Annotated in this window: 20 protein-coding genes; 12 read left to right on the plus strand and 8 right to left on the minus strand. The window is 62.8% G+C overall.

Annotated features, from left to right (window positions below; all coding sequences use genetic code 11):
• Window positions 1–122: 122 nt before the first annotated feature.
• Genes BHD06_RS00430 through BHD06_RS00440 form a run of 4 tightly spaced genes read left to right on the plus strand, consistent with a single transcriptional unit; the run spans window position 123 to window position 4,158 of the window.
• Complete coding sequence (locus BHD06_RS00430) at window positions 123–1,346, plus strand: formate dehydrogenase subunit gamma (RefSeq protein ID WP_080455529.1); 1,224 nt, start codon at window positions 123–125, stop codon at window positions 1,344–1,346.
• Window positions 1,347–1,348: 2 nt separating this feature from the next.
• The gene (locus BHD06_RS00435; RefSeq protein WP_080455017.1) at window positions 1,349–2,659 is read left to right on the plus strand and encodes a c-type cytochrome; all 1,311 of its coding nucleotides are present in this window, start codon (window positions 1,349–1,351) and stop codon (window positions 2,657–2,659) included.
• Window positions 2,660–2,662: 3 nt separating this feature from the next.
• Window positions 2,663–2,800 (plus strand): hypothetical protein, encoded by a 138-nt coding sequence (locus BHD06_RS23525; protein WP_176214241.1) that lies wholly within the window; start codon window positions 2,663–2,665, stop codon window positions 2,798–2,800.
• Window positions 2,797–4,158 (plus strand): sigma-54 dependent transcriptional regulator, encoded by a 1,362-nt coding sequence (locus BHD06_RS00440; RefSeq protein WP_080455018.1) that lies wholly within the window; start codon window positions 2,797–2,799, stop codon window positions 4,156–4,158. The genes BHD06_RS23525 and BHD06_RS00440 overlap by 4 nt, the downstream gene beginning before the upstream one ends.
• 79 nt (window positions 4,159–4,237) lie before the next feature.
• Here BHD06_RS00440 and BHD06_RS00445 read toward each other — a convergent pair whose 3' ends face one another.
• Window positions 4,238–5,254, minus strand: coding sequence for an extracellular solute-binding protein (locus BHD06_RS00445; protein ID WP_080455019.1), 1,017 nt, complete (start codon window positions 5,252–5,254; stop codon window positions 4,238–4,240).
• Window positions 5,255–5,590: 336 nt separating this feature from the next.
• Here BHD06_RS00445 and BHD06_RS00450 point away from each other — a divergent pair, with 336 nt between their 5' ends.
• A complete protein-coding gene (locus BHD06_RS00450) occupies window positions 5,591–7,474 on the plus strand; it encodes an acyl-CoA synthetase (protein WP_080455020.1) in 1,884 nt (627 codons plus the stop codon).
• 24 nt (window positions 7,475–7,498) lie between these two features.
• Here the strand turns inward: BHD06_RS00450 and BHD06_RS00455 are convergent, their stop codons facing one another.
• Complete coding sequence (locus tag BHD06_RS00455) at window positions 7,499–8,074, minus strand: TetR/AcrR family transcriptional regulator (protein WP_080455021.1); 576 nt, start codon at window positions 8,072–8,074, stop codon at window positions 7,499–7,501.
• Window positions 8,075–8,141: 67 nt separating this feature from the next.
• Here BHD06_RS00455 and BHD06_RS00460 point away from each other — a divergent pair, with 67 nt between their 5' ends.
• Both BHD06_RS00460 and BHD06_RS00465 read left to right on the plus strand, forming a co-directional pair.
• Window positions 8,142–8,723 (plus strand): NAD(P)H-dependent oxidoreductase, encoded by a 582-nt coding sequence (locus BHD06_RS00460; RefSeq protein WP_080455022.1) that lies wholly within the window; start codon window positions 8,142–8,144, stop codon window positions 8,721–8,723.
• A gap of 30 nt (window positions 8,724–8,753) precedes the next feature.
• Window positions 8,754–9,242: a DUF1772 domain-containing protein gene (locus BHD06_RS00465; protein WP_080455023.1), complete on the plus strand. Its 489-nt coding sequence runs from the start codon at window positions 8,754–8,756 to the stop codon at window positions 9,240–9,242.
• Window positions 9,243–9,292: 50 nt separating this feature from the next.
• On the opposite strand, the gene BHD06_RS00470 is transcribed toward BHD06_RS00465, so the two are convergent.
• A complete protein-coding gene (locus tag BHD06_RS00470; protein WP_080455024.1) occupies window positions 9,293–10,858 on the minus strand; it encodes a 2-isopropylmalate synthase in 1,566 nt (521 codons plus the stop codon).
• Between the two features lie 271 nt (window positions 10,859–11,129).
• Here BHD06_RS00470 and BHD06_RS00475 point away from each other — a divergent pair, with 271 nt between their 5' ends.
• Window positions 11,130–11,795 (plus strand): SDR family oxidoreductase, encoded by a 666-nt coding sequence (locus BHD06_RS00475; RefSeq protein WP_080455025.1) that lies wholly within the window; start codon window positions 11,130–11,132, stop codon window positions 11,793–11,795.
• On the plus strand, window positions 11,789–13,318 hold the full coding sequence (locus tag BHD06_RS00480; protein ID WP_080455530.1) for a cryptochrome/photolyase family protein: 1,530 nt from the start codon (window positions 11,789–11,791) through the stop codon (window positions 13,316–13,318). The genes BHD06_RS00475 and BHD06_RS00480 overlap by 7 nt, the downstream gene beginning before the upstream one ends.
• 488 nt (window positions 13,319–13,806) lie before the next feature.
• Here BHD06_RS00480 and BHD06_RS00490 read toward each other — a convergent pair whose 3' ends face one another.
• Window positions 13,807–15,219, minus strand: a complete 1,413-nt coding sequence (locus tag BHD06_RS00490) for an MORN repeat-containing protein (RefSeq protein WP_080455027.1) — start codon at window positions 15,217–15,219, stop codon at window positions 13,807–13,809.
• A gap of 155 nt (window positions 15,220–15,374) precedes the next feature.
• On the opposite strand from BHD06_RS00490, the gene BHD06_RS00495 reads away from it, so the two are divergent.
• Window positions 15,375–17,042, plus strand: coding sequence for an NAD+ synthase (locus BHD06_RS00495; protein WP_080455028.1), 1,668 nt, complete (start codon window positions 15,375–15,377; stop codon window positions 17,040–17,042).
• Between the two features lie 6 nt (window positions 17,043–17,048).
• Here the strand turns inward: BHD06_RS00495 and BHD06_RS00500 are convergent, their stop codons facing one another.
• Window positions 17,049–19,211, minus strand: coding sequence for an ATP-binding protein (locus tag BHD06_RS00500; protein WP_176214243.1), 2,163 nt, complete (start codon window positions 19,209–19,211; stop codon window positions 17,049–17,051).
• 10 nt (window positions 19,212–19,221) lie between these two features.
• On the minus strand, window positions 19,222–19,620 hold the full coding sequence (locus BHD06_RS00505) for a hypothetical protein (protein WP_080455030.1): 399 nt from the start codon (window positions 19,618–19,620) through the stop codon (window positions 19,222–19,224).
• A 179-nt stretch (window positions 19,621–19,799) separates the two neighbouring features.
• Here BHD06_RS00505 and BHD06_RS00510 point away from each other — a divergent pair, with 179 nt between their 5' ends.
• Window positions 19,800–20,609 carry a PHB depolymerase family esterase gene (locus BHD06_RS00510; protein ID WP_254892260.1) on the plus strand — a complete coding sequence of 270 codons (810 nt, stop codon included), beginning with the start codon at window positions 19,800–19,802 and terminating at the stop codon, window positions 20,607–20,609.
• A gap of 97 nt (window positions 20,610–20,706) precedes the next feature.
• Here BHD06_RS00510 and BHD06_RS00515 read toward each other — a convergent pair whose 3' ends face one another.
• Together BHD06_RS00515 and BHD06_RS00520 are read right to left on the minus strand one after the other, a co-directional pair.
• Window positions 20,707–21,102 (minus strand): metallopeptidase family protein, encoded by a 396-nt coding sequence (locus tag BHD06_RS00515; protein ID WP_080455031.1) that lies wholly within the window; start codon window positions 21,100–21,102, stop codon window positions 20,707–20,709.
• Window positions 21,103–21,156: 54 nt separating this feature from the next.
• Entirely contained in the window at window positions 21,157–22,080 is a 924-nt protein-coding gene (locus BHD06_RS00520) for an MBL fold metallo-hydrolase (RefSeq protein ID WP_080455032.1), read from the minus strand.
• 140 nt (window positions 22,081–22,220) lie between these two features.
• Between BHD06_RS00520 and BHD06_RS00525 the strand changes: the two genes are divergently transcribed.
• Window positions 22,221–23,552, plus strand: a complete 1,332-nt coding sequence (locus BHD06_RS00525; protein ID WP_080455033.1) for an MFS transporter — start codon at window positions 22,221–22,223, stop codon at window positions 23,550–23,552.
• Window positions 23,553–23,589: the final 37 nt, after the last annotated feature.

Consider the following 23,589-nt stretch of genomic DNA (forward strand, 5'->3'; position numbering starts at 1 on the left):
GGGCACGGTCCCGGCCGGTGACCGATGCCGGGTGTCCCCGAGACGCCCGGCATCGGAAACTTTGAAAGTTTCCGATCCGATTTCCTATAAGGAAATCGGTGCCTTATACAATGATCGAGGATATGATGCGCGCTTTACTCAGCCTGGCTCTATGTCTCCTGCTCGCCCTGCCCGCTGGGGCACAGGACACGTCCGCCCCGTCCGGCCCAGACCGCGGCGCAACCGGTGGGGCACAGACGCTCGAAGATATTCTGGCCCGTCAGCGCGGTGAGCCGGTCGACGACTCGTTCCGTCGAAATGCCACGGGCGGCGACGATGCCGCCGGTATGGCTGGGCAGTTGGGCACGCTTGGCGGGGCATCCGATGCCGAGGTCTGGCGGGCGCTGCGCTATGGTCTCGATGACGTCAAGGTCTCCTCGGGCGGGCCCGAGGCAAGGGTGCTCATTCAGGATGGCGGCATGTCCTGGCTTGCGTTCCGCAAGGGGCCGCTGGCGACCTATGGGGCCTGGCTCCTGGGGGTGACAATCGCGCTGCTGGCGCTGTTTCTCCTGATCCGGGGTCGTATCCGCATCGATGGCGAAAAGACCGGCCGCACCGTCATCCGCTTTCAGGCGGTGGAGCGGTTTGGTCACTGGCTGATGGCGGGCTCTTTTGTGGTGCTGGCGATTACCGGGCTGTTGGTGCTGTTCGGCCGCACGGTCGTCATTCCGCTTTTGGGGCATGAGGCGTTCTCGACCATCGCGGTGGCGTCGAAATGGGTGCATAACAACATCTCATGGGCCTTCATGCTGGGCCTCGTGATGGTGTTCTTCATGTGGGTTCTGCACAACATTCCCAACCGGACCGACCTGAAATGGCTCGCTGTCGGTGGGGGCATCTTCACCAAGGGCGTGCATCCGCCCGCCAGGAAATTCAACGCCGGGCAAAAAATGATCTTCTGGGCGACCATCGTGTTTGGGGCCTCGATCTCGGCTTCGGGCCTGTCGCTGCTGTTTCCGTTCGAGTTGCCGATGTTCGCCAAGACCTTTGCCATTCTCAACGACACCGGGCTGCCGCAGGCCGTGGGTTTCGGGGGGCTGCCCGAGATGCTTGCCCCGCATGAGGAAATGCAGCTGGCGACGCTGTGGCATTCGATCATGGCGTTTGTGCTGATGGCGATCATCCTCGCGCATATTTATATCGGCTCTGTCGGGATGGAGGGTGCGTTCGATGCCATGCACTCGGGCGAAGTCGAGGAGCAATGGGCGCGTGAGCACCACGGTTTATGGCTTGAGGAGTTGCAGGAGAAGGGCCATGCGCCCGACCCCGGCCCAAATCGCACCAAGGCCGGCACGCCCGCGGAATAGCCATGCGTGCGTTGGTGCTTGGTTTCTGGCTCATGGGGCTGGCGGGGGGCTCCCCGCTGGCGGCGCAAGAGTTCACAACGCTCAAGGGGCATGGCGGGCCGGTGATGGGGCTGAGCGTCTTGCCCGGCAGCGGACAGGTGGTGTCGGCGAGTTTCGACAATTCGGTGGGCCTCTGGCAGGGCCGTGCGCCGCGCTGGTTCGAAGGGCACACTGCGGCGGTCGTCACGGTAGAGCCTTTGGGCGAAGACCGCGTCGTCAGTGGCGGGGATGATTTTGCGGTCATCATCTGGGATCGGGCCACCGGCGACGGGCAGCGACGTGAAGGGCATCAGGGAAAAATCGCGGCGCTCGACGTATCCCCCGATGGCGCGTGGATTGCCTCGGCCAGTTGGGACGGCTCCATCGGCCTCTGGCCCGTGGCGGGGGGCGAGGCGCGGTTTCTCATGGGGCATGATGCGGCGGTGACCGATGTGGCGTTCAGTGAGGATGGCAACCTGCTCTATTCCTCCTCCGCCGATGGCACCCTGCGCGAATGGCAATGGCGCGAGGCGGGCGCGCCACCGCGCGAATTGCTCAACCAGGGCTTTGGCATCAACCGCATAGTGCTGGGGCCGGGGGATACGTGGCTGGCCTATGGCGCGGTGGATGGCGCGACGCGGGTCGTGGACCCGAAGACGGGGCGAGAGATTGCCGATTTCACGCTAGATCGCCGTCCGGTCCTGTCGCTCGCGTATAACGCCGGGACAACGCAATTGGCGGCGGGGGACGGGCACGGCTATATCATGGTGATAGACACCGACGACTGGCACATCGCGCGGGATTTTCAGGCCATGGCGCGAGGCCCGGTCTGGGCGCTCGAATTTTCGCCCGATGGCGGCATGATCTACGCCGGCGGCCTGAGTGAGGTGATCTATGGCTGGCCGGTGGACCTGCTCGACGACTACGACCCGGTGGGTGCTGTCGAGCACAGCTTTCTGCGCCCGGCGGACGAGATGGAAAACGGCGAGCGGCAATTCATGCGCAAATGCTCGATCTGCCACGCACTGACGCCACCACCGTCGCGCAAGGCAGGGCCGACTCTGCACGGTATCTTTGGCCGACGCGCCGGAACGCTGCCGGGCTATGCCTATTCCGATACGCTGGACGGTGCCGAGATCGTCTGGAGTGAACAGACCATAGACGCGCTGTTCGACCTTGGACCGGATCACTACATTCCCGGCTCCAAGATGCCAATGCAACGGATCACGGCCCCCGACGACCGGCAGGATATGATAGACTACCTGCGCCGGGCCACTGCAACAGAAGGGAACTGAGAGATGAAAGTCATGATTGCGGCCTTTGTCGCCTGCGGGATCATCACCGCCGCCGCACCGACGGTGCTGCAAGAATTGGGCTATACCTCCGAGGCCAAGCGCGCGGGCGATGCTGTCCGGTTGGGTGACCCGGCTGAATGACGGCCAAGCCCAAGCCCGACGAGGCCTGCGACGACTATGGTGTGAACCTGTCGCGCGCCGCCGTGCTTATCATCGACGATGAGCCGGGGATGCGGAATTTCCTGATCAAGACTCTCGGGCCCCGCTGCAAGCGGGTGGAACAGGCGCGCTCCGCCGAGGAGGCGGGCGAAATCCTCGACCAGGTGCATTTCGATCTGGTCATCCTCGACAACGTCATGCCGGGCAAGAGCGGGCTTGATTGGCTGGAGGAGCAGCGGCAGGTGGGGCTTTTCGCCGATACGATCCTGATTACCGCCTATGCCGACCTCGATACCGCAATCAAGGCGCTGCGCGCGGGCGTCAGCGACTTCGTGCTGAAACCGTTTCGCGCCAACCAGATCCTGAACGCGGTGGCGCGGGCGCTCGATCGCAAGTATCTGGCGCGTGAAAATTATCTCTTGCGACATGAATTGTCAGAGGGCGGGCAGGCGGCGCGCGGGCGTCTGCTAGGCAATTCCGCGCCCATTCAGGCGGTGCGCGAAATGCTGACCAAGCTGGCACCTTTGCCGACCTCGGTGTTGTTCACCGGGGCGAGTGGGACCGGCAAGGAAATCGCCGCGCGCACCCTGCACGGGCTGTCAAACCGGGCGGAAAAGCCCTTTGTCGCGGTCAATTGCGCCGCCATTTCCGCAGACCGCATCGCCGAGGAACTGTTCGGCGTGGTCGAGGATGGGCGGCCGCGCAAGGATGGGCTCTTGCTGCATGCCGATGGCGGCACGCTGCTGCTCGATGAGGTGGCGCAACTGCCCGAACATGTGCAGGCCGGGCTCTTGCGGGTGCTGGAGGACAAGCGGATCAGGCCCTTGGGGTCGGAACGGGAAGTCCCGCTCAACCTGCGCTTTCTCTTCGCCACCAATGCCGATCTGCAAGAGGCGGTGCAAGCGGGTCGTTTCCGCGTCGATCTTTACCACCGGATCAATATAGTCAATGTCGAGATGCCCCGTCTCAGCGAACGCGCCGAAGATATCGTCGAACTCGCCGCCTTGTTCATGAGCGAGTTTTCCCGCTCGCTCGGCATGCCTGCGCTGGAGCTGAACGAGGAGGTGCTGCTCAAGCTCAGCCGCTACGACTGGCCCGGTAATGTGCGCGAATTGCGCAACCTGATCGAACGCTCGGTGATCCTGGGAGAGTTTCCAGAGGAGTTCGCCGGCTCCGGGCGGGTCACTGGCACTCAGGCCATTGAGACGCTTGAGCTGGTCGAACAACGTCACATCATGGCTGTGCTCGATGCCTGCGGCGGCAACCGCGCCGAAGCGGCGCGCCGTCTGGGCGTCGCGCGCAAGACCGTGGATCGCAAATGCGCGGCCTGGGGCATCTGATCGCGCTGCGCCACAATTGAAAATGCCGGGTTCATCCCAGAACCCGGCATTCGTTTGTCCGTGAAAGGGTGTTGTCCGATCAGTCCCAGCCAACCTCGTTGAAGATGGTCTGTGCGTCGGCGGCGTGTGCCTTGAATGATGCGGTCGGCGTGTCGTTGTCAGGAATGAACAGCCCCATCTTGGCGACATGCTCGCCGATCGGCACGCCGGACATGACGGGGTATTCGTTGTTTGAGTTGGCAAACTGCGCCTGCGCGTCTTCGCTTGCGAGGAATTCCAGAAGGGCGGTTGCCTCGGCCTTGTTGGGCGCGTTGGCGGCTATGCCGGCAGCGGCGAGGTTGACATGAGCGCCGCGTCCGCTCTGGTTCGGCCAGACCCAGCCGATGCCGTCGATACCACTGGTCAGCCCGTCCACGTCGCTGGCGAGGCCGCGGGCGAAATAATAGGTGTTGGCAACAGCGATGTCGCACTCACCCGAAACGATGCCGCGCAGCTGGTCGGTGTCGCCGCCCTGCGGTTCGCGCGCCATATTCTCGACGATGCCTGCGGCCCAGTCCCTGGCTGCCTCTTTGCCGTGGTTTTCGATGATCGAGGCCATGAGCGACTGGTTGTAGATGTTCGATGAAGACCGAATGCAGATTTGCCCCTCATATGTGGGATCAGCCAGCTCTTCGTAGGTGCTCGGCGGGTTTTCGACCCGCTCCTTGGAATAGAAGATGATGCGCGCCCGTTGCGAGAGGCCGGTCCAGAGATTCTCGTCGTCGCGCAGATGCGCGGGTACGTTGGCTTCGATCGTCGGGGACTCGAATGGCTGGAGCAGCCCCCGCTCTTCGGCGCGCGAGATGCGGCCCACATCGACGGTCATGAACACGTCGGCAGGGCTGTTGGCACCCTCGGCCTCCATCCGCGCCATCAACTCGTCGGCCTTGGCTTCGATGCGGTTTATGGTGATGCCGGTCTTCTCGGTAAAGGCGGCATAGAGCGCGTCGTCGCTGTCGTAGTGACGGCTGGAATAGAGGTTGACCTCCTGCGCGAAGGCTGGTGCGGTCAGGGCCATGAGGGCGGTGACGCTCATCGCGGCTTTGAACGGGTGCATCGGGGTTCCTTTCAGGTTTCCGAGTGAATTCGTAGGTTATTCCTACGGATTGCTGACTAAAAGAGTCAATACTAATCTCTGACAAAATCGCTCGGATCACGATGACGTATGCCGGTCAAACGAAACAAGGGCGCGCGACGGGAGATCTTTCGATCATGCCGGAAGATGACTTTGCGCTCATCTCGACGTAATCCTCATGCATGATCCGTGGACCTTCGGACCTGCCAATGCCAAATACGCAGCGTAAAACTTGCGCTGCGTTTCATTCCCGCACATTCTGTCGCGCAATCAAGGCCCCGCTCGGGAGAGGCGGGACGTTACAGGGAGGATGGACCGATGGGTTTCACATCGCGGCAGGATGCGCTCGACATTCAGAACGAGATGCCTTGGGAGGCGCGCGACCGACCGGCGACGCTTTACCAGATGCTGCGCGAAACCGCGCAGGCCTTTCCGGATCGTCCGGCGCTCAGCTATCAGTTGCTTTCGGGGGCCGCCGACAAGGCGCAGACGCTGACATGGCAGCAGTTTCACGATCAGTGCTGTCAGGCCGCCAATCTGTTCCGCAGCCTGAAACTGGCTGAAGACGACGTGATCGCCCTCGTCCTGCCCAATTGTGTCGAGACTGCCGTCGCCACCATCGGCGGGGCAATCGCGGGGATCGTCAACCCGGTCAACCCGCTGTTGGAGCCCGAACAGATTGCCGCCATTCTGCGCGAAACCGGGGCCAAGGTGGTGGTAACGCTCAAGGCATTCCCCAAGACCGACATCGCGCAGAAGACTGCCGAGGCGGTGCGCCACGCGCCCGATGTCCATACGGTCTACGAGATCGACCTCAACCGCTATCTCACCCCGCCGAAAAGCTGGATCGTGCCGCTGGTCCGCCCCAAGAACCCGACAGGCCACCATGCAGATGTGCTCGATTTCAACAAAGCCATGGTGGGGCAAAGCAAGACCTTGAATTTCAAGGATAGCGAGGGTGACCGGGTCGCCGCCTATTTCCACACTGGCGGCACCACGGGCATGCCAAAGGTCGCGCAGCACAAATATTCCGGCATGATTTATAACGGCTGGATCGGGCACACGCTGCTCTTTACCGAGCAAGACAACGTGATGTGCCCGTTGCCGCTGTTTCACGTCTTCGCCTGTCACGTGATCCTGATGGCCTGCATCAAGTCGGGCGCGCATGTGGTCTTTCCGACGCCTGCGGGCTATCGCGGTGAGGGCGTTTTTGACAATTTCTGGAAGCTGTGTGAACGCTGGAAGATCAGTTTCGTGATCACCGTGCCGACTGCCGTTTCGGCGCTGATGCAGCGCAAGGTGGATGCCGATCTCAGTACCGTCAAGAACGCGTTTTCTGGCTCTGCGCCGATGCCGATGGAGTTGTTTACCCGGTTCGAGAGTGCCACTGGCATGACCGTGATCGAGGGCTATGGGCTGACCGAGGCGACCTGTCTTGTGTCGGCCAACCCACCGCAGGGGCAGAAAAAGGTGGGGTCGGTGGGGGTGCCGTTTCCATACACGGATGTGCGCATCTACAAGATGACGGATGGCCAGCCGGTGGAGTGTGATACCGAAGAGGTGGGCGAAATCTGCATTTCAAACCCGGGCGTCTATGCAGGCAACACCTATACCGAGGCGGCCAAGAACATCGATCTCTATCACCACGAGAGCTATCTGCGCACCGGCGATCTGGGGCGGATCGACGGCGATGGTTATCTCTGGATTACCGGGCGCGCCAAGGATCTGATCATCCGGGGCGGGCATAATATCGACCCGGCGGATATCGAAGAGGCGCTGATGGCGCATCACGACGTGGCCATGGCCGGGGCCATCGGGCAGCCCGATGCCCATGCCGGTGAAATGCCCTGCGCCTATGTCGAACTGGTCGAGGGCGGCACGGCGACCGGGGCGGACCTGCTGGAGCATTGCAAGATCCACGTACATGAGCGCGCGGCTATCCCGAAATATATCGAGGTGCTGGACGAATTGCCCAAAACCGCCGTCGGCAAGGTGTTCAAGCCCGACCTGCGCAAGCACGCGATCACCCGCATATACAACTCGGCGCTGGACAAGGCGGGCATCGCTGCGCATGTCACGTCGGTCGTGGATGACAAGAAACGCGGGCTGGTGGCGCAACTGACCCGCAAGGGTGACGTGGACGAAGAGGCCATCGGTCACATCCTGGGTCAGTTCGTGCGCCCTTGGGAATGGGCGGAGTAAACCCGCCCGCAACCCGGATAATACTTAGCACAGCCCCAGCCGTGCGAGCCGGGTGATTTCCGACAGATAACGCTCCTGCGGCCAGCCGCAGAGGCGGGTAAGATACTCCCATGTCGGGATCGAGAGCAGCGTCCACAAGAGGTCTGCCGCCTCGGTCTCGTCCATGGCAAGTACACCGTCGCGCGCGAGCGCGGTCACGGCGGCGGCACAGCCCTCATGCATGTCCGCCATTCGTTCGTTCCAGGCTTGCGCTGCATCGACATCGGTTTCGCTCATGACCAGAAGGGTCTTGGCGACACCGAAAATGCGCGGAATGTAATTGCCCCAGGCGGTGATGAACGCCCGCAGCCGCTCCTCTCCGGTTTCAGCCGCGCGGCTTGCCGCAAGCATGTCCTGCACACCGAAGACCGCATCCTGATGCCGCGTCACAGCAATGAATAACTCCGTTCGATTCGGAAAGTGCAGGTAAAGCGCCTGGCGACTGACGCCTGCTTTCTTTGCGATATCTGACATGCGCGCAGCCACGCCCGGGTTTGATTCCAGCAGGGTCCACGCGGCGTTCAGAATACGGTCGCGGGTTGTAAGATCTTTGCTTGACATAGAGTAAACCTTTCGCTTATTGACACCGTGTCTATTTACACAATGTAAAGTCAACGGAGAAATCACTATGACTCGCAAGATATTCATTTGGGTGGCCCATCCCCGCGCCACCTCCTTCTGTTCCGCGCTTGCTAATGCCTATGAGGACGGTGCAGCCGAGGCCGGGGCTACCATCCGGCGCATGGATCTGAATGCCATGCGCTTCGATCCACATTTCGAGGGTTATGGCCCGGACATTCCCGCGCTGGAGCCTGACCTGCTGGCGTGGCAGGACAATATCGCCTGGGCCGATCACCTGCTGATCGTGCATCCCTATTGGTGGGGCGCGATGCCCGCGCGGGCCAAGGCGGTGCTTGATCGCGCGCTGATCTCGGGCTTCGGTTTCAAGTATCATCGGCGCGGCATGGGGTGGGACAAGTTACTGACCAGCCGCACAGCCGACGCGATCCTGACCTCGGATGCGCCGACGCTGATCGACACGTTGCTCTATCTCAAGCCTCCCCGTCGGGTGATCCGCAATCAGGTGCTGAAATTCTGCGGGATCAAGCCGCGTAAGGTGGTGCAATTCGGCTCGGTCAAGCTCTCGGACGCGGCCAAGCGGACCCGCTGGATCGAACGCGCGCGTGACATGGGCCGCACGGCAGCCTGAGATCCAAATACTCGAACAGGAGACAACGATATGACAAATCTAGCGGAATTGATCGTCTTTGGTGGCACCGCGCTCGGCATGGCGCTGGTGGCGGGGGTGCTTCTCGCCTTTTCCGATTTCGTGATGCGCTCGCTCCGGCTGGCGCGGGGCGTCGCCGGAATCGAGGCGATGCAGGTAATCAATCGCGAGGTCTACGGCTCGGGCTTCCTCTTGGCCCTGTTGGGGCTGGCACCGGTGGCGGTGGCACTTGGGTTTTACGCGCTTGCCCGTGTCGAGGGGGCGCCGATGTTCTGGATCGTCGCGGGGGCAGCGCTCTATGTGATCGGCACCGTGCTGGTGACGATGCTGGGCAACGTGCCAATGAACAAGCGGCTGGATATGATGATGACCGATGCGCCAGAAACGCTGATCTATTGGCAGCATTACGTGCGGCGGTGGACGATGTTCAACCACCTGCGCACGGCAGCCTCGGGCCTTGCCGCGGGGGCGTTCGTGGTGGGCACCACGCTCCTCGTCTGAGGTGCGCGCCCCCGCCGTGCCAAGGCCGGCAGGGGCGCGATTTACTGGCGTCAGGAGACGTCCTTGTAGCTGACTTCGCGCTTGTCGGCCCCGGTCTTTTCGCGCCGCACGAGCAGCCGGTTGAGCGCATGCACATAGGCGCGGGCCGAGGCCACGACGGTATCGGTATCGGCGGACTGCCCGGTCACGATGCGGCCCTCTTCCTCCATGCGCACAGACACGGTGGCCTGCGCGTCGGTGCCCTCGGTCACGGCGGCCACCTGATAGAGTTGCAGCCGCGCCTCATGCGGAAAGAGCGCCTTGACCGCGTTGAAGGTCGCGTCCACCGGGCCATCCCCTGTGGCCTCGGTCGATTTTTCCGCGCCGTCGATCACCATGGTCAGCGTCGCCTTTTGCGGCCCGTCGGTGCCGCAGATCACCTGCAAGTGCTTGATCTGCAAGCGGTCGCTCTCACCGTCGAGGCCGGCATTCACCAATGCGATGAGGTCTTCGTCATAGACCTCCTTCTTGCGATCAGCGAGATCCTTGAACCGCACGAAGACATCGGCCAACTGGTTGTCGGCAAGGTCGTAGCCAAGATCGTGCAGCTTGGACCGGAGTGCGGCGCGGCCCGAATGCTTGCCCATGACGATATTGGTGGCGGCAAGGCCCACATCCTCGGGGCGCATGATCTCGAAGGTCTCGGCGTTCTTGAGCATGCCGTCCTGGTGGATGCCCGACTCGTGCGCAAAGGCGTTCTTGCCGACGATGGCCTTGTTGTACTGCACGGCAAAGCCCGACACGGCGGCCACGCGGCGCGAGATGTTCATGATCTTGCGGGTGTCTATCCGCGTCTCATAGGGCATGATGTCGCCGCGCACCTTGAGCGCCATCACCACCTCTTCCAGGGCTGTGTTGCCCGCGCGTTCACCCAAGCCGTTGATCGTGCATTCGATCTGACGCGCGCCGCCCGCCACTGCGGCGAGGGCATTGGCCGTGGCCATGCCGAGGTCATTGTGGCAATGGGTGGCAAAGACGATCTCATCGGCGCCCGGCACCTCGTGGATCAGGCGGCGGATCAGATCGGCGCTCTCGACCGGGGCGGTATAGCCCACGGTGTCGGGGATGTTGATCGTGGCGGCGCCCGCCTTGATGGCGATCTCGACCACGCGCTTGAGATAGTCCCATTCGGTGCGGGTCGCGTCCATCGGCGACCATTGCACGTTGTCGCAGAGGTTGCGCGCATGGGTCACCGTCTCGTGGATGCGCTCGGCCATTTCATCCTGCGTGAGATTGGGGATGGCGCGGTGCAGCGGCGAGGTGCCGATGAAAGTGTGAATGCGCGGGCTAGCCGCGTGTTTCACCGCGTCCCAACAGCGGTCTATGTCTTTCAGATTTGCGCGGGCGAGGCCGCAGATCGTGGCATCCTTGGACTGTTTGGCGATCTCGCTGACGGCGCGGAAATCCCCCTCCGAGGCGACGGGAAAGCCCGCCTCGATGATATCGACGCCCATCTCGTCGAGCATCGACGCGATTTCGAGCTTCTCGGCGTGGCTCATGGTCGCGCCGGGCGACTGTTCGCCATCGCGAAGGGTGGTGTCAAAGATCACCACTTTATCTTTGGTCTGATCGGTCATGTCGGGTCTCTTTCAATGAATCCTAAGCCTGCGGCGCGAACACGGCACATCCTCTGAGCGGTCGCGCCATGACGGCACGCTCAGAGGCGGCTTAGGCCTAGCAGAACAGCCCGGAGGCCGCGTCGGGGGGCGCGGGGCAGGCGGGCGATATGGTTCTGCGTCAACATGGGGCAAACTATAAGAGCGCCGCACGCCGATGAAAACCCCGAAATTTTGCGGCAGAGGCGGAACAGGCTTGAAGCGGCTGTGCACCCGGCTAGCTGATGCGGTCATGGACAAGGCATTGATCATAGGCGCGTCAGGTGGCATCGGCCGCGCGGTATCGGAGGCGCTGAGCGCGCGGGGCGTGGCGGTCACCGGCCTGTCGCGCAGTGATGACGGGCTCGACGTGAGAGATGAGGCGTCGGTCGGGTCGGCCCTGGGGCGGCTTGCGGGGCCGTATGACCTGATCCTCGTGGCGACCGGCGCGCTGGAGATCGACGGCGCGCGGCCCGAGAAGGCGCTCAGGCAGGTGACGCCCGCGGCGATGATGGATCAGTTCGCGCTGAATTGCATCGGGCCGTCGCTGGTTCTGAAACATGCTGTGGGGCTCTTGCCGCGGGACGGGCGTTGCGTGTTCGCGGCACTCTCGGCGCGGGTCGGCTCGATCGGGGATAACGGCTTTGGCGGCTGGTACAGCTATCGCACGGCCAAGGCTGCGCTCAACCAGATGATCCATACGGGTTCCATCGAGTTGGGGCGCAGCCATCGCGAGGCTATTTGCGTGGCGCTGCACCCCGGCACCGTTCAGACGCCGTTCACCGAGAAATACCTCGGTCGACATCCTTCGGTCCCGCCCGAGGAGGCAGCGCAGAACCTGCTGTCGGTGATCGGTGATTTGACGGTCGAGGATAGCGGGCAGTTCTTTGATTGGCAGGGCGCGCGCGTGCCATGGTAGGGCGTCTTGTCCTGGTGCTTGGCGATCAGCTGAGCCGTGATCTGTCAGCGCTGCGCGAGGCCGACAAATCCCGCGATACCGTGGTCATGGCCGAGGTGATGGACGAGGGCACATATGTGCCTCATCACCCCAAAAAGATTGCCCTGATCCTCTCGGCCATGCGCCATTTTGCGCAAGAGCTGCGCGAGGCTGGCTGGCGGGTCGCCTATACGCGGCTGGATGATCCCGAGGCCAGCAAGAGCATCGTCGGCGAATTGATGCGCCGGGGGCAAGAACATGGCACCACGCAGGTGATCGCCACGCAGCCCGGCGAATGGCGGCTGATCGAGGCGCTCGGGAATGCCCTGCTGACGGTGACGCAACTGCCCGATGATCGTTTTATCTGTTCGCTGGACGAATTCGATCAGTGGGCCGAGGGCCGCAAGGAACTGCGGATGGAATATTTCTACCGCGAGATGCGGCGCAAGACGGGCCTGATGATGGAGGGCGACAAACCGGCGGGCGGCAAGTGGAACTATGATCACGACAACCGCAAGCCGGCGAAATCCGACATGCTGCGCGCCCGCCCGATGCAGTTTACCCCAGATGAAATCACGGCGGACGTGCTCGATCTGGTTGAGGCGTCTTTCGGTGATAATTTCGGTAATCTGCACCCGTTCTGGTTCGGTGTGACCTCGACGCAGGCCAAGCACGCGCTCGACCATTTCGCCAAGTATCTGCTGGCGGGCTTTGGCGATTATCAGGATGCGATGCTAGAGGATGACCGGTTTGTGCATCACTCGGTCATTTCGATGTATTTGAACATCGGATTGATCAATCCTGTGGATATCTGCAATCGCGTGGTTGAGGAATGGCAAGCCGGGCGCGTGCCGATCAATGCCGCCGAAGGCTATATCCGGCAGGTGATCGGCTGGCGCGAATACATGCGGGGTATCTATTTCCGCGAGGGGCCGGGCTATACTGCGCGCAACACGTTGGGCCAGACCCGTGAATTGCCCTGGTTTTATTGGGGCGGTGAGACGCGGATGAACTGCGTCGCGCAAGCTGTTAATCAGACTAAGGAAGAGGCTTACGCACACCATATCCAGCGGTTGATGGTGACGGGTAATTTCGCGCTGTTGGCAGGCGTTGACCCGGGCCAGGTGCACGCGTGGTATCTGGCCGTCTACGCCGATGCGTTCGAATGGGTCGAGGCCCCAAACGTGATCGGGATGAGCCAGTTCGCCGATGGCGGTATCATCGCCTCCAAGCCATATGTTTCATCGGGCAATTACATCGCGAAGATGTCCGATTACTGCGGCAACTGTGCCTATTCGGTAAAGCAGAAGACGGGCGAGGGGGCGTGCCCCTTCAATCTGCTTTACTGGGATTTCCTGATTCGGCACCGCGAAAGGTTCCGGCGCAATCCGCGCATGGGGCCGGTCTATCGCACATGGGACAAAATGGATGATGCAAGGCGCAAGGCCGTGCTTGACGGGGCCGCGCAGGTGCTGGAGGACCTCGACGCGAGGCGCGCCCTTTAGGAACAAAGACTCACCCGTCGGTGGGGCTCACTTCCTCCCGGCTCTCGGTCGAAGGGCTCGGGGCTTGGCTGAGCCTGCGAGGTTTTCCGGGACCGGCGTTCGGCTGTGGCGCGCTCTTCGAGATACCGCGCCGCTTGGAACAGCATGATTGACGAGGACGGCCGCCCTTGGCGCGCGAGTTCATAGCCTGAATATTCTATGATCGACACGGCCGCCGCCATCACGGATTCAAATCCGCCTTTGGACGCCTCATCCATCATCTCGTCACATAGTTCTCTGGCCATTTTTTCGACTCTGGACATCATTCGTTCCTGCAAGAAGTGAGGGGAGCAAACCAGGATACCGTGCACTCAACGTTTGCAACCCAAGCGAGAAGAAGGAGCGAAGTTTGGTCGAAAATCAGGCTGATTTGTGATTGTTGGTTTTCAAATGGTTAATCCCGATCACCTCCACGTTACCGAAACGGGCTCCCTGTGTGGGCCATCTGATCACTCGGCGACTTCGGTATTCTTCGTGAGCGCGCCATCTTCCCATGTGCCGCTGGCCTCCTGCCCGCCGGAATAGCGCATCGTGCCCTCGCCCTGACGCTTGCCCGCGCGGAACATGCCCTCGTAGACATCGCCATTGGTGTAGGACGCCACACCCCGGCCTGAGATTTCGCCGTTCTGCCACTCGCCTTCATAAACGAATCCGTCTGGCATGGTGATCTTGCCCTGCCCGTGGCGCTGGCCTTCGGCGAAACCGCCCTCATAGACCGTGCCGTCGGGATAGGTGGCGGTGCCCTGGCCGTGCCGCTGGCCGTCCTGCCATTCGCCCTCATAGCGATAGCCGTCGGGATAGGTCATCACACCTTGACCGTGGTTCTTGGCATCGACGAACTCGCCCTCGTAGACAAGACCGTTGGGATAGGTCGCGGTGCCGCTGCCCTCGATCACGCCGCCTACCCATTCGCCTTCATAGGTGGAGCCGTCGGGATAGGTAATCTTGCCCTGACCGTTGGCCAGGTCATCGCGGAATCCGCCCACATAGACGGAACCGTCGGGATAGGTTACGCGGCCCTCGCCGGAAATCTTGCCGGCGCGCCATTCGCCCTCGTATCGGTAGCCGTCCGTGCCAACGAACGTGCCTTGCCCATGGCGACGATCATCCTGAAACTCACCCTCGTAGACATCGCCGTTTTCATAGGTCACACGACCCGTTCCTTCACGCCGCCCGGCCACGAGATTGCCCTCGTAGACGTCGCCGTTGGGCTGGATCAGCTTGCCGGTGCCGTCGATCTGGCCCGCCTTCCACGTGCCTTCGTAAACCAATCCGTCCGGCATGGTGAGCTTGCCCTCACCTTCGCGCGCACCGCGTGCGACAGCCCCTTCGTAGACCGCGCCATCGGGATAGGTGATCGTGGCCTGGCCTTCCTTGACACCGTTGACCCAATCGCCTTCATACCGATAGCCCCCCGGGCTTTTCATGCGGCCATGCCCGTGATGCATGGCATTCAGAAAGCTGCCCTCGTAGCGCACGCCGTTGGCGTAGACCGCGACGCCCTGGCCTGTGATCTTGCCGTCGCTCCACTCACCTTCGTAGGTACCGCCGTCGGTGAACACGATCTTGCCCACGCCATCGGGCTTGCCGCGCGCGAATTCGCCCTCATAGACCGATCCGTTGGGAAAGCGGGCGACGCCGCGGCCGCGGATCTCGCCCTCGACCCAGTCGCCGGTATATTCATAGCCATTGGGCAGGGTATAGGTGCCGGTGCCATGCTGAAGCCCGTCCTTGAACGTACCCTCATAGACGCCACCATCGTCATATTGCTTGGTGCGCACCTCGCCATCCTGCGCGGCTACCATGCCTGCGCCCGCAAGAGCGGCGGTGAAAATCATCGTCCGTGTCAACAAGCGCGTCATGTCTGCCCCGATGCCCGATCCCGCCCATTTACCTGACGGGTGCGGCAAATCTAGTGGACGCGGGCGGGCGTGACAACGGGTTTCCGGGCAAATCGGCTTTCCCTCGCGCGGCGTTCTGCTAAATCAGGCGCAGGACTGGATGAAGGGGCACGCGCATGGCGGATCGGTTTCGGCTGACACTGGCACAGTTGAACGCCACGGTGGGCGATCTTGCGGGCAATGCGGCGCACGCGCGGGCCGCTTGGGACGCGGGGCGCGCAGCGGGGGCCGATCTCGTGGCGCTGCCAGAGATGTTCATCACCGGCTACAACCCGCAGGATCTGGTGATGAAACCGGCCTTTCATCAGGCCGCGATCGCCGCAATCGAGGGGCTGGCGCGCGATTGCGCCGACGGTCCCGCGATCGCCATCGGCGGTCCCGCGCTCGAGGGGACCGGGCTCTATAACGCCTATTACATCCTGCAGGGCGGGCAGGTCACGGCCTGCGTGCTCAAGCATCACCTGCCCAACGAGACGGTGTTCGACGAAAAGCGTCTCTATCAGAGCGGCGATGTCACCGGGCCCTATACCGTGCGCGGTTTGCGCGTCGGCAGCCCGATCTGCGAGGATGCCTGGCACGAGGACGTGGCCGAGACGCTGGCGGAGACGGGTGCGGAGTTGCTGCTCGTGCCCAACGGTTCGCCGCATTACCGCGACAAGATCAATACCCGCCAGAACCTGATGGTCGCGCGGGTGATCGAGACCGGCCTGCCGCTGGTCTATCTCAATCTCGTGGGCGGGCAGGACGATCAGATCTTTGACGGTGGGTCTTTCGTGCTCAACCCCGGGGGCGGGTTGGTCGTGCAATTGCCGATGTTCGAAGAGGCCGTGACGCATGTCGATTTCGAAAGAAGCGCTGCGGGCTGGCAGGCCGTTCCGGGCGTGCTGGCGCATTTGCCGGATGATCTGGAGCAGGATTACAACGCCATGGTGCTGGCGCTGCGCGATTACCTGCGAAAGGCGGGGTTTTCGCGCGTTTTGCTGGGGTTGTCGGGCGGGGTGGACAGCGCGATCGTGGCGACTGTCGCAGTCGATGCCCTTGGCGCCGAGAACGTGCGCTGCGTGATGCTGCCCTCTGAATACACGTCCGAGGAGTCGCTGGAGGATGCCAGGGCAGTCGCCGAAAACCTGGGGTGTCGCTACGATTCTGTTCCCATCGCAGAGGGTCGAGCGGCGATCACCGCGACGCTTGCGCCGCTCTTCGAGGATACGGTGCCCGATCTGACCGAAGAGAACATCCAGTCGCGGCTGCGCGGTCTGTTGCTGATGGCGCTCTCGAACAAGTTTGGCGAGATGCTGCTCACCACCGGCAACAAGTCCGAAGTGGCGGTTGGCTACGCCACGATCTATGGCGACATGGCGGGCGGCTACAATCCGATCAAGGATCTCTACAAGACGCGTGTGTTCGAGATCTGCCGCTGGCGCAACACCCATTATCGGGGCTGGATGCAGGGTCCCGAGGGCGCGGTGATCCCTGCGCGCGTCATCGACAAGCCGCCGAGCGCGGAGTTGCGCGCGGATCAGAAAGACAGCGATTCGCTGCCCGATTACCCGGTGCTGGACGGCATCCTCGATATCCTCGTGGATCAGGACGGTTCGACCTTGGATTGCGTGGCGGCGGGCTTTGACGCGGCGGATGCCGAAAAGGTCGAACATCTGCTTTATATCAGTGAATACAAGCGGTTCCAGGCCGCGCCGGGCACGCGTTTGAGCAAGCGCGCCTTCTGGCTCGACCGGCGCTATCCGATCGTCAACCGCTGGCGCGACAGGTCTGCCAAGGGATGACGGCGCTCATTCGGCGGCGCGTGGCGACGTTTCGATTTGCGGCGCGCCAACGGGTTTCGGATACGTTTCGCGAAACTGTGTAACATAGTCGATGAGGTCCGCCTTGCGCAGCGGCTTGCCGAGAAAGCCGTCCATTCCCGCCAGATGCGCCGCCTCGCGATGCTGGTCGAGCACATTGGCGGTCACCGCCACCACATGCGCCGCGGGCCAGTCATGCGCGGCCTCATGCGTGCGGATAAGCCCGGTGGCCTGATAGCCGTCCATGCCGGGCATCGAGACATCCATGAGCACCAGATCGGCGCGGTCCGCAGCGTAGAGCGCGACGGCCTCCATCCCATTGGCCGCAAGTCGCAACCGGGCACCGGAACCTGAGAAATACCGTTCGAGCAAAAGGCGGTTGGTGGCGTTGTCATCGACGGCAAGCACCTCGATGCCGTCTGCCCAGCCCTTCACGACCGGGGGTGCGCCACGATACGCGCGTCCCTGTCGGGTACCCGGTGTGACCTGCTCGCACGGCCCTGCGCCCCCCCGCAAAAGCTGTCGCACGGTGTCGATGAACAGTGTCTCGCGCCAGGGTTTTCGGAGCACCGTGCCTTGGCCCGGAGCGACGGGCGCGGTATCGGACATCAGGATCTGTGGTGCCCACGTCACGCATTCGGAATCAGCCACTGTATCATCCAGAATCAGCAGGTCCGGCGTGCCCTCGCGGGGCAGCATGTCCGGTGTACAGGCCTCCACCACTTGCGCGCCGAGATGCGCCAACAGCCGGGCCATGCCACCGCGCCGCTCGATGATCGGATCGACCAGCCAGATCACGGGTGCGGTCTTGGCGCAGCCAGTGAGCGGCGCGGCACAGATACCGTCCTCTGCCCCGCCATCGGGAACCAGCGGCAGCGTGATTTCGAATCGCGTGCCGTGACCTTCGCGGCTCTGCATACGGATGCGTCCGCCCATGAGTGTCACCAGCTGCCGACTGACCGCGAGCCCGAGCCCGGTCCCGCCGAAACTGCGCGTGGCGCTGTTGTCTATCTGCTCGAACGGGGCAAAGACCTTGTCCTGCTGATCCTTCGGAATGCCCACGCCAGTATCGCAGACCGACAGCACGATCTCGCCGGGGTCACCACGCACGACATCGATGCTCACGTGACCATCGAGCGTGAACTTGACCGCATTGCCCGCGACATTGACAAGGATTTGCCGCAGCCGCCCGGCATCACCCAGCATCACGTCGGGCAGGTCGGGCGAGACCTGTCCATAAATCGCGATCCCCTTGCGGACGGCGAGCGGCGCGAGAAGCTGGGTGACATCCTCGACGATCTCGCGCAGGCGATAGGGTTCCTGGGTCAGGGTCAATTTGCCGGCTTCGATCTTGGAAAAGTCAAGAATGTCGTTGATGATCGTCAGCAGCGCATCACCGGAGCGGGTGATTGTGCGCAGATAACTACCCTGTTCCTGGGTGAGATCGGTCTCGGAGAGCACATCGGCCATGCCGATAATGCCGTTCATCGGGGTGCGGATTTCATGGCTCATCTTGGCGAGGAAATCGGATTTGGCCTCATTCGCGGCGATGGCGATTTCGCGGGCCTTTTCCAGCCGTCCGATGAGACGCCGCAGCGGTCGGCCCACGATCACCCTGAACGAAACCCAGTTGGCGAGCGTTGCGATCAGGATGCCCCCGGCCAGCAGCAGCAGCAGGAGATCACGCTGATAGCGCCTGACGGTGGCGATCTCACGCTCGTCAAAGCGCGTGACCAGCTCCGTGATCGGCCAGGAATAGACTTCGTACGGCAATGCCAGCGCCTCTTCCGCTCCCTTGCAGCCCAGCCCCTGCGGAACCAAGGCAAGGACATTGCCGCTTTCGGGGTCGCGCAACTGCACGCAGCGGATCGCGGGATCACCAAGCAGGGTCTGCATCAAGTCGGTGACGTGCGGGTTCCGCCAATCGACCGGTCCGCTGCCCTGATCGCTGAACCGCTCAAGCGCGCCGCCCAGCCGGGCGGTGGCGTTGCCGATGCGCATCGCCATCGCCTCTTCGCTGCGCAGCAGGTTCTTCTCGCTCAGCCACAACAGGCCCGAGGCGGCGAAGAACAGGAAGGTCGGTACCATCACGGCCGTCAGCCGCAGATAGAGACCGAGGGTGGGGGTGCGCGGATCCGCTTGGTCGGCCATACTCATTGCGTCAGTCAAGCCGTGTCGCCCGGCCTGCATCCATCAAGGCGTGGAGGGGTGCGCGGTTGTTGACCTCGGTTTGGATCACGGCAAAGCGCCCGTCGCTCTGCGTCATGTAATAGTCGACCAGTGCCTCGGTGCCGTCCTCCGTGACCAAGGTGGCGCACAGCACATAGACCTCGTCCATGCGCAGGATGATCTCATGGTTCTCTGTGGGATAATAGCGGGTCACGGCTCCGGTACGCAAATCGATATGTGGCAAGGCACCAGCCAGCATGGACCGGCCTAGATTGCGCTGCAGGGCTGCCTGCAACTGGGTGCGCAGTTCGGTCCGCGATTGCGCCTGTGCAGGGAGCGCGGCGCAAACCGCGAGCGCGAGCAGCGCGTAACAAGCGAGTCGTTTCATCATGGTCCGTTCTCCATTCCGCGACGCGCCTCCATAAGGTGGGCAAAGTGTTACCAACCGGTTTAACGCTCCAGGGAACGGTGATAACAAATCCGTGATTATTCGGGGGGCGCCACGCGCTTGTGACTTGTCACTGGCCATGCTCGGCCCCATCCTGCAGTCAGTTCGAGAGGAACCCCGTAATGCGACATGGCCTTGGTGCGACATTCTTTTTCATGCTCTTCGCCGCATCCGGCGCGATGGCCTGCGGCCCCGATACCGATTGCCTGATCGGCAACCGGCATTACCGGATCGCACTGCCCGAGGGACAGGATCAGCGTCCGGTCGGCGCGATCATCTTCGCGCATGGTTATCGCGGCTCGGCGGCGGCGGTGATGCGCAACGCCAACCTGCGCCGCATGGTTTCGGACATGGGGCTGGCGCTTATAGCGCTCAAATCCGCCGATGACGACTGGGTTATTCCCTCGTCTCCCAGCCATATGGAGGCTGATGGATCGGTAGAATATCGCTATGTCGAAACGGTGATCGAGGATGTCGCGCGGCGTTTTCCCATTGATAGAGGGCGGCTGATGGCGGCAGGGTTTTCGGCCGGCGGCATGATGGTCTGGAACCTCGCCTGCACCATGCCCGAGCGGTTTGCTGGCTTTGCGGCCATTGCCGGAACGTTCTGGAAGGGCCCGCCCGACAGCTGCGAGACACCGGCGGCGAGCCTTGTGCATATCCACGGGCGCAGCGACCCCACGGTGCCGCTCGACGGGCGGCCGATCCGCAAAACCTGGCAGGGCAAGGTCTCGGAGTCGATGGACATGTACGAAGATCTCGGAGGCTTCAGCCCGGCGGGTGAACTGACCGAGGGGGATCTCGAATGCCAAAGCCGCCGCAACCCGCGCGGCGAGATCCTCGATCTGTGCCTGCATCCCGGCGGGCATTCGTTCCGCAGCAGCTATGTCAAATTCGCCTGGGAGCGGTTGCAGGCGGCAGGCCAACTTTGAGCTGACCCAGGTTTCTTTTTGGCCCAAATACTCCGGGGGTCCGGGGGCAGCGCCCCCGGAGTGTCGAAAGGCGTCAGCCATTCGAAACGGGAATGCCTCATTCCCACCAGCGGTCGATCATGGCGATATCCGTGTCCGACCAGCCGAGGTGATGGGCAAACTCATGCACCACCACATGAGTTACCAGATTTTCCAGACTCACATCCCCACGGTCGCGCCATTCCGCTAGGATCGGCGCGCGAAACAACCAGACCGTATCGGGGCCGAGCGGCTGGTCGAAGCTGGATTTCTCGGTGAGCGGAATGCCCTCGTAAAGCCCGGTCAGATCGAGCGGATCGTCGATCTCCATCTCGTCTAGGATAGGCGCTGGAGGCCATTCCACCACGATCAGCGCCACGTCGCACGCCGCACGTCTGAACGCTTCGGGCAGCTGCGCAAGGGCATTGCGGGCCATCTCTTCGATCTCTGCGAGGTTGGGTGCCGGGTTTTTCATCCCGAAGATATGGGGCGCGGGGGCGGCAAAGTAAATCCGCCCCCGGCCCGGCTGTTACAGCATCAGCTGGTAGCTGGCCGGCTCATAGACGAAGCCGTCGCCCTTGGTCGAAACATAGCCGGTGCCGGGCCAGGGCATGTGATAGCCGACGAAAGGAATCTTGTCGGCTGCCAGCATGCCAAGCAGGCGGCGACGGGTTTCGGCGGCCTTGGCCTTGTCCATGTCGAACTTGACCTCCCAATCGGGATATCCCAGCGACCAGACATAGTGATTGGCGAAATCCGCCGCGATCAGGAGCTGGCTGCCGCCGCTCTCGATCATGTAGGCTGTGTGGCCGGGCGTATGGCCATGCGCCGCCATCGCGGTGATGCCCGAGGCGACGCTGGTCCCGTCGCCGATCATCTCGGTTTGCTCGGCCAGCGGGCGCATCTTGGCGTCGAAGGTTGCGTTGTCCATCGCGGCCCATGCGTCAAACTCGGCGCTTGCGGTGACGTAGCGGGCATTGGCGAAGGTCGCGCCGCCATCGCCCATCAGCCCGCCGATATGATCGCCGTGCATATGTGTGATCACTACCACATCGACCTGATCGGACGTGTAGCCCGCCGCCTCCAGCGCGGAGGTGATGCCCTCGGGGTTGAGCCCGGTATCGAAGAGCACCAGTTCGCTGCCTGTATTCACCACCGTGGGAGTGAAGAAGAACTGCGCCTGATCGGTTGGGATGTTGGCTGCGGCAGAGGCGTCGTCGAAGGTTGCCTTGTCCACGTTGAGGCCGAAGATGGAATGCGGATCAGGGCGTGGCATAGTGGCGGCCAGCAAGGTTGTCACCTCGAAATCGCCGAGCGTCACGCGGTTGAAGCGCGTGGTGGCCGCGCCCATCATCGGCGCTGTTGCGCGCGCGGATGTGGCGACCACACCGGCCAGCGGCAGGGCGGCGGCAGAGCCTAGAACGGCGCGGCGGGTGAGAGTGGTGCGGGACATGAAAAACTCCTATTTCTGATATCCTGATGAACCTTAGCGCAGTTGTAGGTAGTGCGATTGACGTTCACGCAAATTTGAGGTGTATGCGCGGGACAGGTCATCTTTTTTCAGATGACCTGCGCCGAAGGTAACTTGAAGGCATGTTGACCCTGTTCCAGAACCGCGATTATGCACGCCTGTTCGCAGCACAGGTCGTGGCGCTCGTGGGGACCGGGCTGCTGACCGTGGCGCTTGGCCTTCTGGCCTATGATTTCGCGGGGGATCGCGCCGGGCTGGTTCTTGGCACGGCCTACACGATCAAGATGGTGGCCTATGTGGGGCTCTCGCCAGTTGCGCAGGTGGTGGTGCAGCGGCTGCCGCGCAAGGCGGTACTGATCGGGGCCGATCTCATTCGTGCGGGTGTGGCGCTCTGCCTGCCTTTCGTCAGCGATCTGTGGCAGGTCTACGGGCTGATCTTTGTGTTGCAGGCCGCCTCGGCCACCTTCACCCCCGCCTATCAGGCGGTGTTGCCCGATGTGCTGCCCGAGGAGCGCGATTATACGCGCGCGCTGTCGCTATCGCGCATGGCCTATGATCTGGAGAACCTCACGAGCCCGGCCCTGGCCGGTCTCTTGCTGACGGTGACGAGCTATCACTGGCTGTTTCTGGGCACGGTGGTCGGGTTCGCGGCGTCCGCATTTCTGGTGTCGGTTGCGGTCATCCCCGCGCTGCGCGGCACGACTGCAGAGCGCACCTTTCGCGAGCGTCTGTCGCGGGGGTTGCGCATCTATCTGGCGACCCCGCGATTGCGCGGGCTCCTGGCACTCAACCTCGCGGCCGCCGCAGTCGGGGCCTTCGTGCTGGTCAACACCGTGGTTCTGGTGCGCGGCGGTTATGGCGCGGGCGAGACCGGGCTGGCGATTGCGATGGCGAGTTTTGGCGCGGGTTCGATGGCGGCGGCGCTGGTCCTGCCGCGCCTGCTCGATCACCTGCCGGACCGGCGGGTGATGATGGCGGGCGCGCGCGGCCTGATTATGGTGGCGCTGGTGATCGGGGCGATGATCTGGCTTGACGGTTTGCCCGCTTGGGGCGTGTTTCTGCTGGTCTGGGCGGTTATCGGTTTTCTCTACTCCAGTATTCTAACGTCCTCGGGGCGGCTCTTGCGGCGCTCGGCCCATGCGGAGGATCGCCCGGCCATCTTTGCCGCGCAATTCGCGCTGAGCCATGCCTGCTGGCTGCTCACATACCCTCTGGCCGGTTGGGCGGGGCAGGCGATGGGCATGGGGCCAGCGTTGATGTTGCTCGCGGGGGTGGGGACGCTGGGGCTGGCACTGGCGGCGCGGCTCTGGCCAGTCGGTCTGCCGGAGGCACCCGAGCATGAACATCCGGACCTGCCCGAAGATCACCCGCATCTGCGCGCCCATGGCGGGCGGCGACACGCGCATGCCTTCGTCATCGACGACGAGCATCACGTCTGGCCCACCCACGGCTAACGCGCCGCAATCTGGACAATCGCCCGCGCCTGTGACA

The sequence above is a fragment of the Roseovarius sp. A-2 genome, assembly GCF_002072155.1.
Taxonomy (GTDB): Bacteria; Pseudomonadota; Alphaproteobacteria; order Rhodobacterales; family Rhodobacteraceae; genus Roseovarius.

What these genes read in the sequence shown, in the direction of transcription:
- BHD06_RS00440 (WP_080455018.1), top strand. Translation starts at nt 2,797, where the DNA reads ATGACGGCCAAGCCCAAGCCCGACGAGGCCTGCGACGACTATGGTGTG.
- BHD06_RS00430 (WP_080455529.1), top strand. Translation starts at nt 123, where the DNA reads ATGATGCGCGCTTTACTCAGCCTGGCTCTATGTCTCCTGCTCGCCCTG.
- BHD06_RS00435 (WP_080455017.1), top strand. Translation starts at nt 1,349, where the DNA reads ATGCGTGCGTTGGTGCTTGGTTTCTGGCTCATGGGGCTGGCGGGGGGC.
- BHD06_RS00475 (WP_080455025.1), top strand. Translation starts at nt 11,130, where the DNA reads ATGGACAAGGCATTGATCATAGGCGCGTCAGGTGGCATCGGCCGCGCG.
- BHD06_RS00465 (WP_080455023.1), top strand. Translation starts at nt 8,754, where the DNA reads ATGACAAATCTAGCGGAATTGATCGTCTTTGGTGGCACCGCGCTCGGC.
- BHD06_RS00450 (WP_080455020.1), top strand. Translation starts at nt 5,591, where the DNA reads ATGGGTTTCACATCGCGGCAGGATGCGCTCGACATTCAGAACGAGATG.
- BHD06_RS00510 (WP_254892260.1), top strand. Translation starts at nt 19,800, where the DNA reads ATGCGACATGGCCTTGGTGCGACATTCTTTTTCATGCTCTTCGCCGCA.
- BHD06_RS23525 (WP_176214241.1), top strand. Translation starts at nt 2,663, where the DNA reads ATGAAAGTCATGATTGCGGCCTTTGTCGCCTGCGGGATCATCACCGCC.
- BHD06_RS00520 (WP_080455032.1), bottom strand. Translation starts at nt 22,080, where the DNA reads ATGTCCCGCACCACTCTCACCCGCCGCGCCGTTCTAGGCTCTGCCGCC.
- BHD06_RS00505 (WP_080455030.1), bottom strand. Translation starts at nt 19,620, where the DNA reads ATGATGAAACGACTCGCTTGTTACGCGCTGCTCGCGCTCGCGGTTTGC.
- BHD06_RS00460 (WP_080455022.1), top strand. Translation starts at nt 8,142, where the DNA reads ATGACTCGCAAGATATTCATTTGGGTGGCCCATCCCCGCGCCACCTCC.
- BHD06_RS00455 (WP_080455021.1), bottom strand. Translation starts at nt 8,074, where the DNA reads ATGTCAAGCAAAGATCTTACAACCCGCGACCGTATTCTGAACGCCGCG.
- BHD06_RS00445 (WP_080455019.1), bottom strand. Translation starts at nt 5,254, where the DNA reads ATGCACCCGTTCAAAGCCGCGATGAGCGTCACCGCCCTCATGGCCCTG.
- BHD06_RS00500 (WP_176214243.1), bottom strand. Translation starts at nt 19,211, where the DNA reads ATGGCCGACCAAGCGGATCCGCGCACCCCCACCCTCGGTCTCTATCTG.
- BHD06_RS00495 (WP_080455028.1), top strand. Translation starts at nt 15,375, where the DNA reads ATGGCGGATCGGTTTCGGCTGACACTGGCACAGTTGAACGCCACGGTG.
- BHD06_RS00525 (WP_080455033.1), top strand. Translation starts at nt 22,221, where the DNA reads ATGTTGACCCTGTTCCAGAACCGCGATTATGCACGCCTGTTCGCAGCA.
- BHD06_RS00470 (WP_080455024.1), bottom strand. Translation starts at nt 10,858, where the DNA reads ATGACCGATCAGACCAAAGATAAAGTGGTGATCTTTGACACCACCCTT.
- BHD06_RS00515 (WP_080455031.1), bottom strand. Translation starts at nt 21,102, where the DNA reads ATGAAAAACCCGGCACCCAACCTCGCAGAGATCGAAGAGATGGCCCGC.
- BHD06_RS00490 (WP_080455027.1), bottom strand. Translation starts at nt 15,219, where the DNA reads ATGACGCGCTTGTTGACACGGACGATGATTTTCACCGCCGCTCTTGCG.
- BHD06_RS00480 (WP_080455530.1), top strand. Translation starts at nt 11,789, where the DNA reads ATGGTAGGGCGTCTTGTCCTGGTGCTTGGCGATCAGCTGAGCCGTGAT.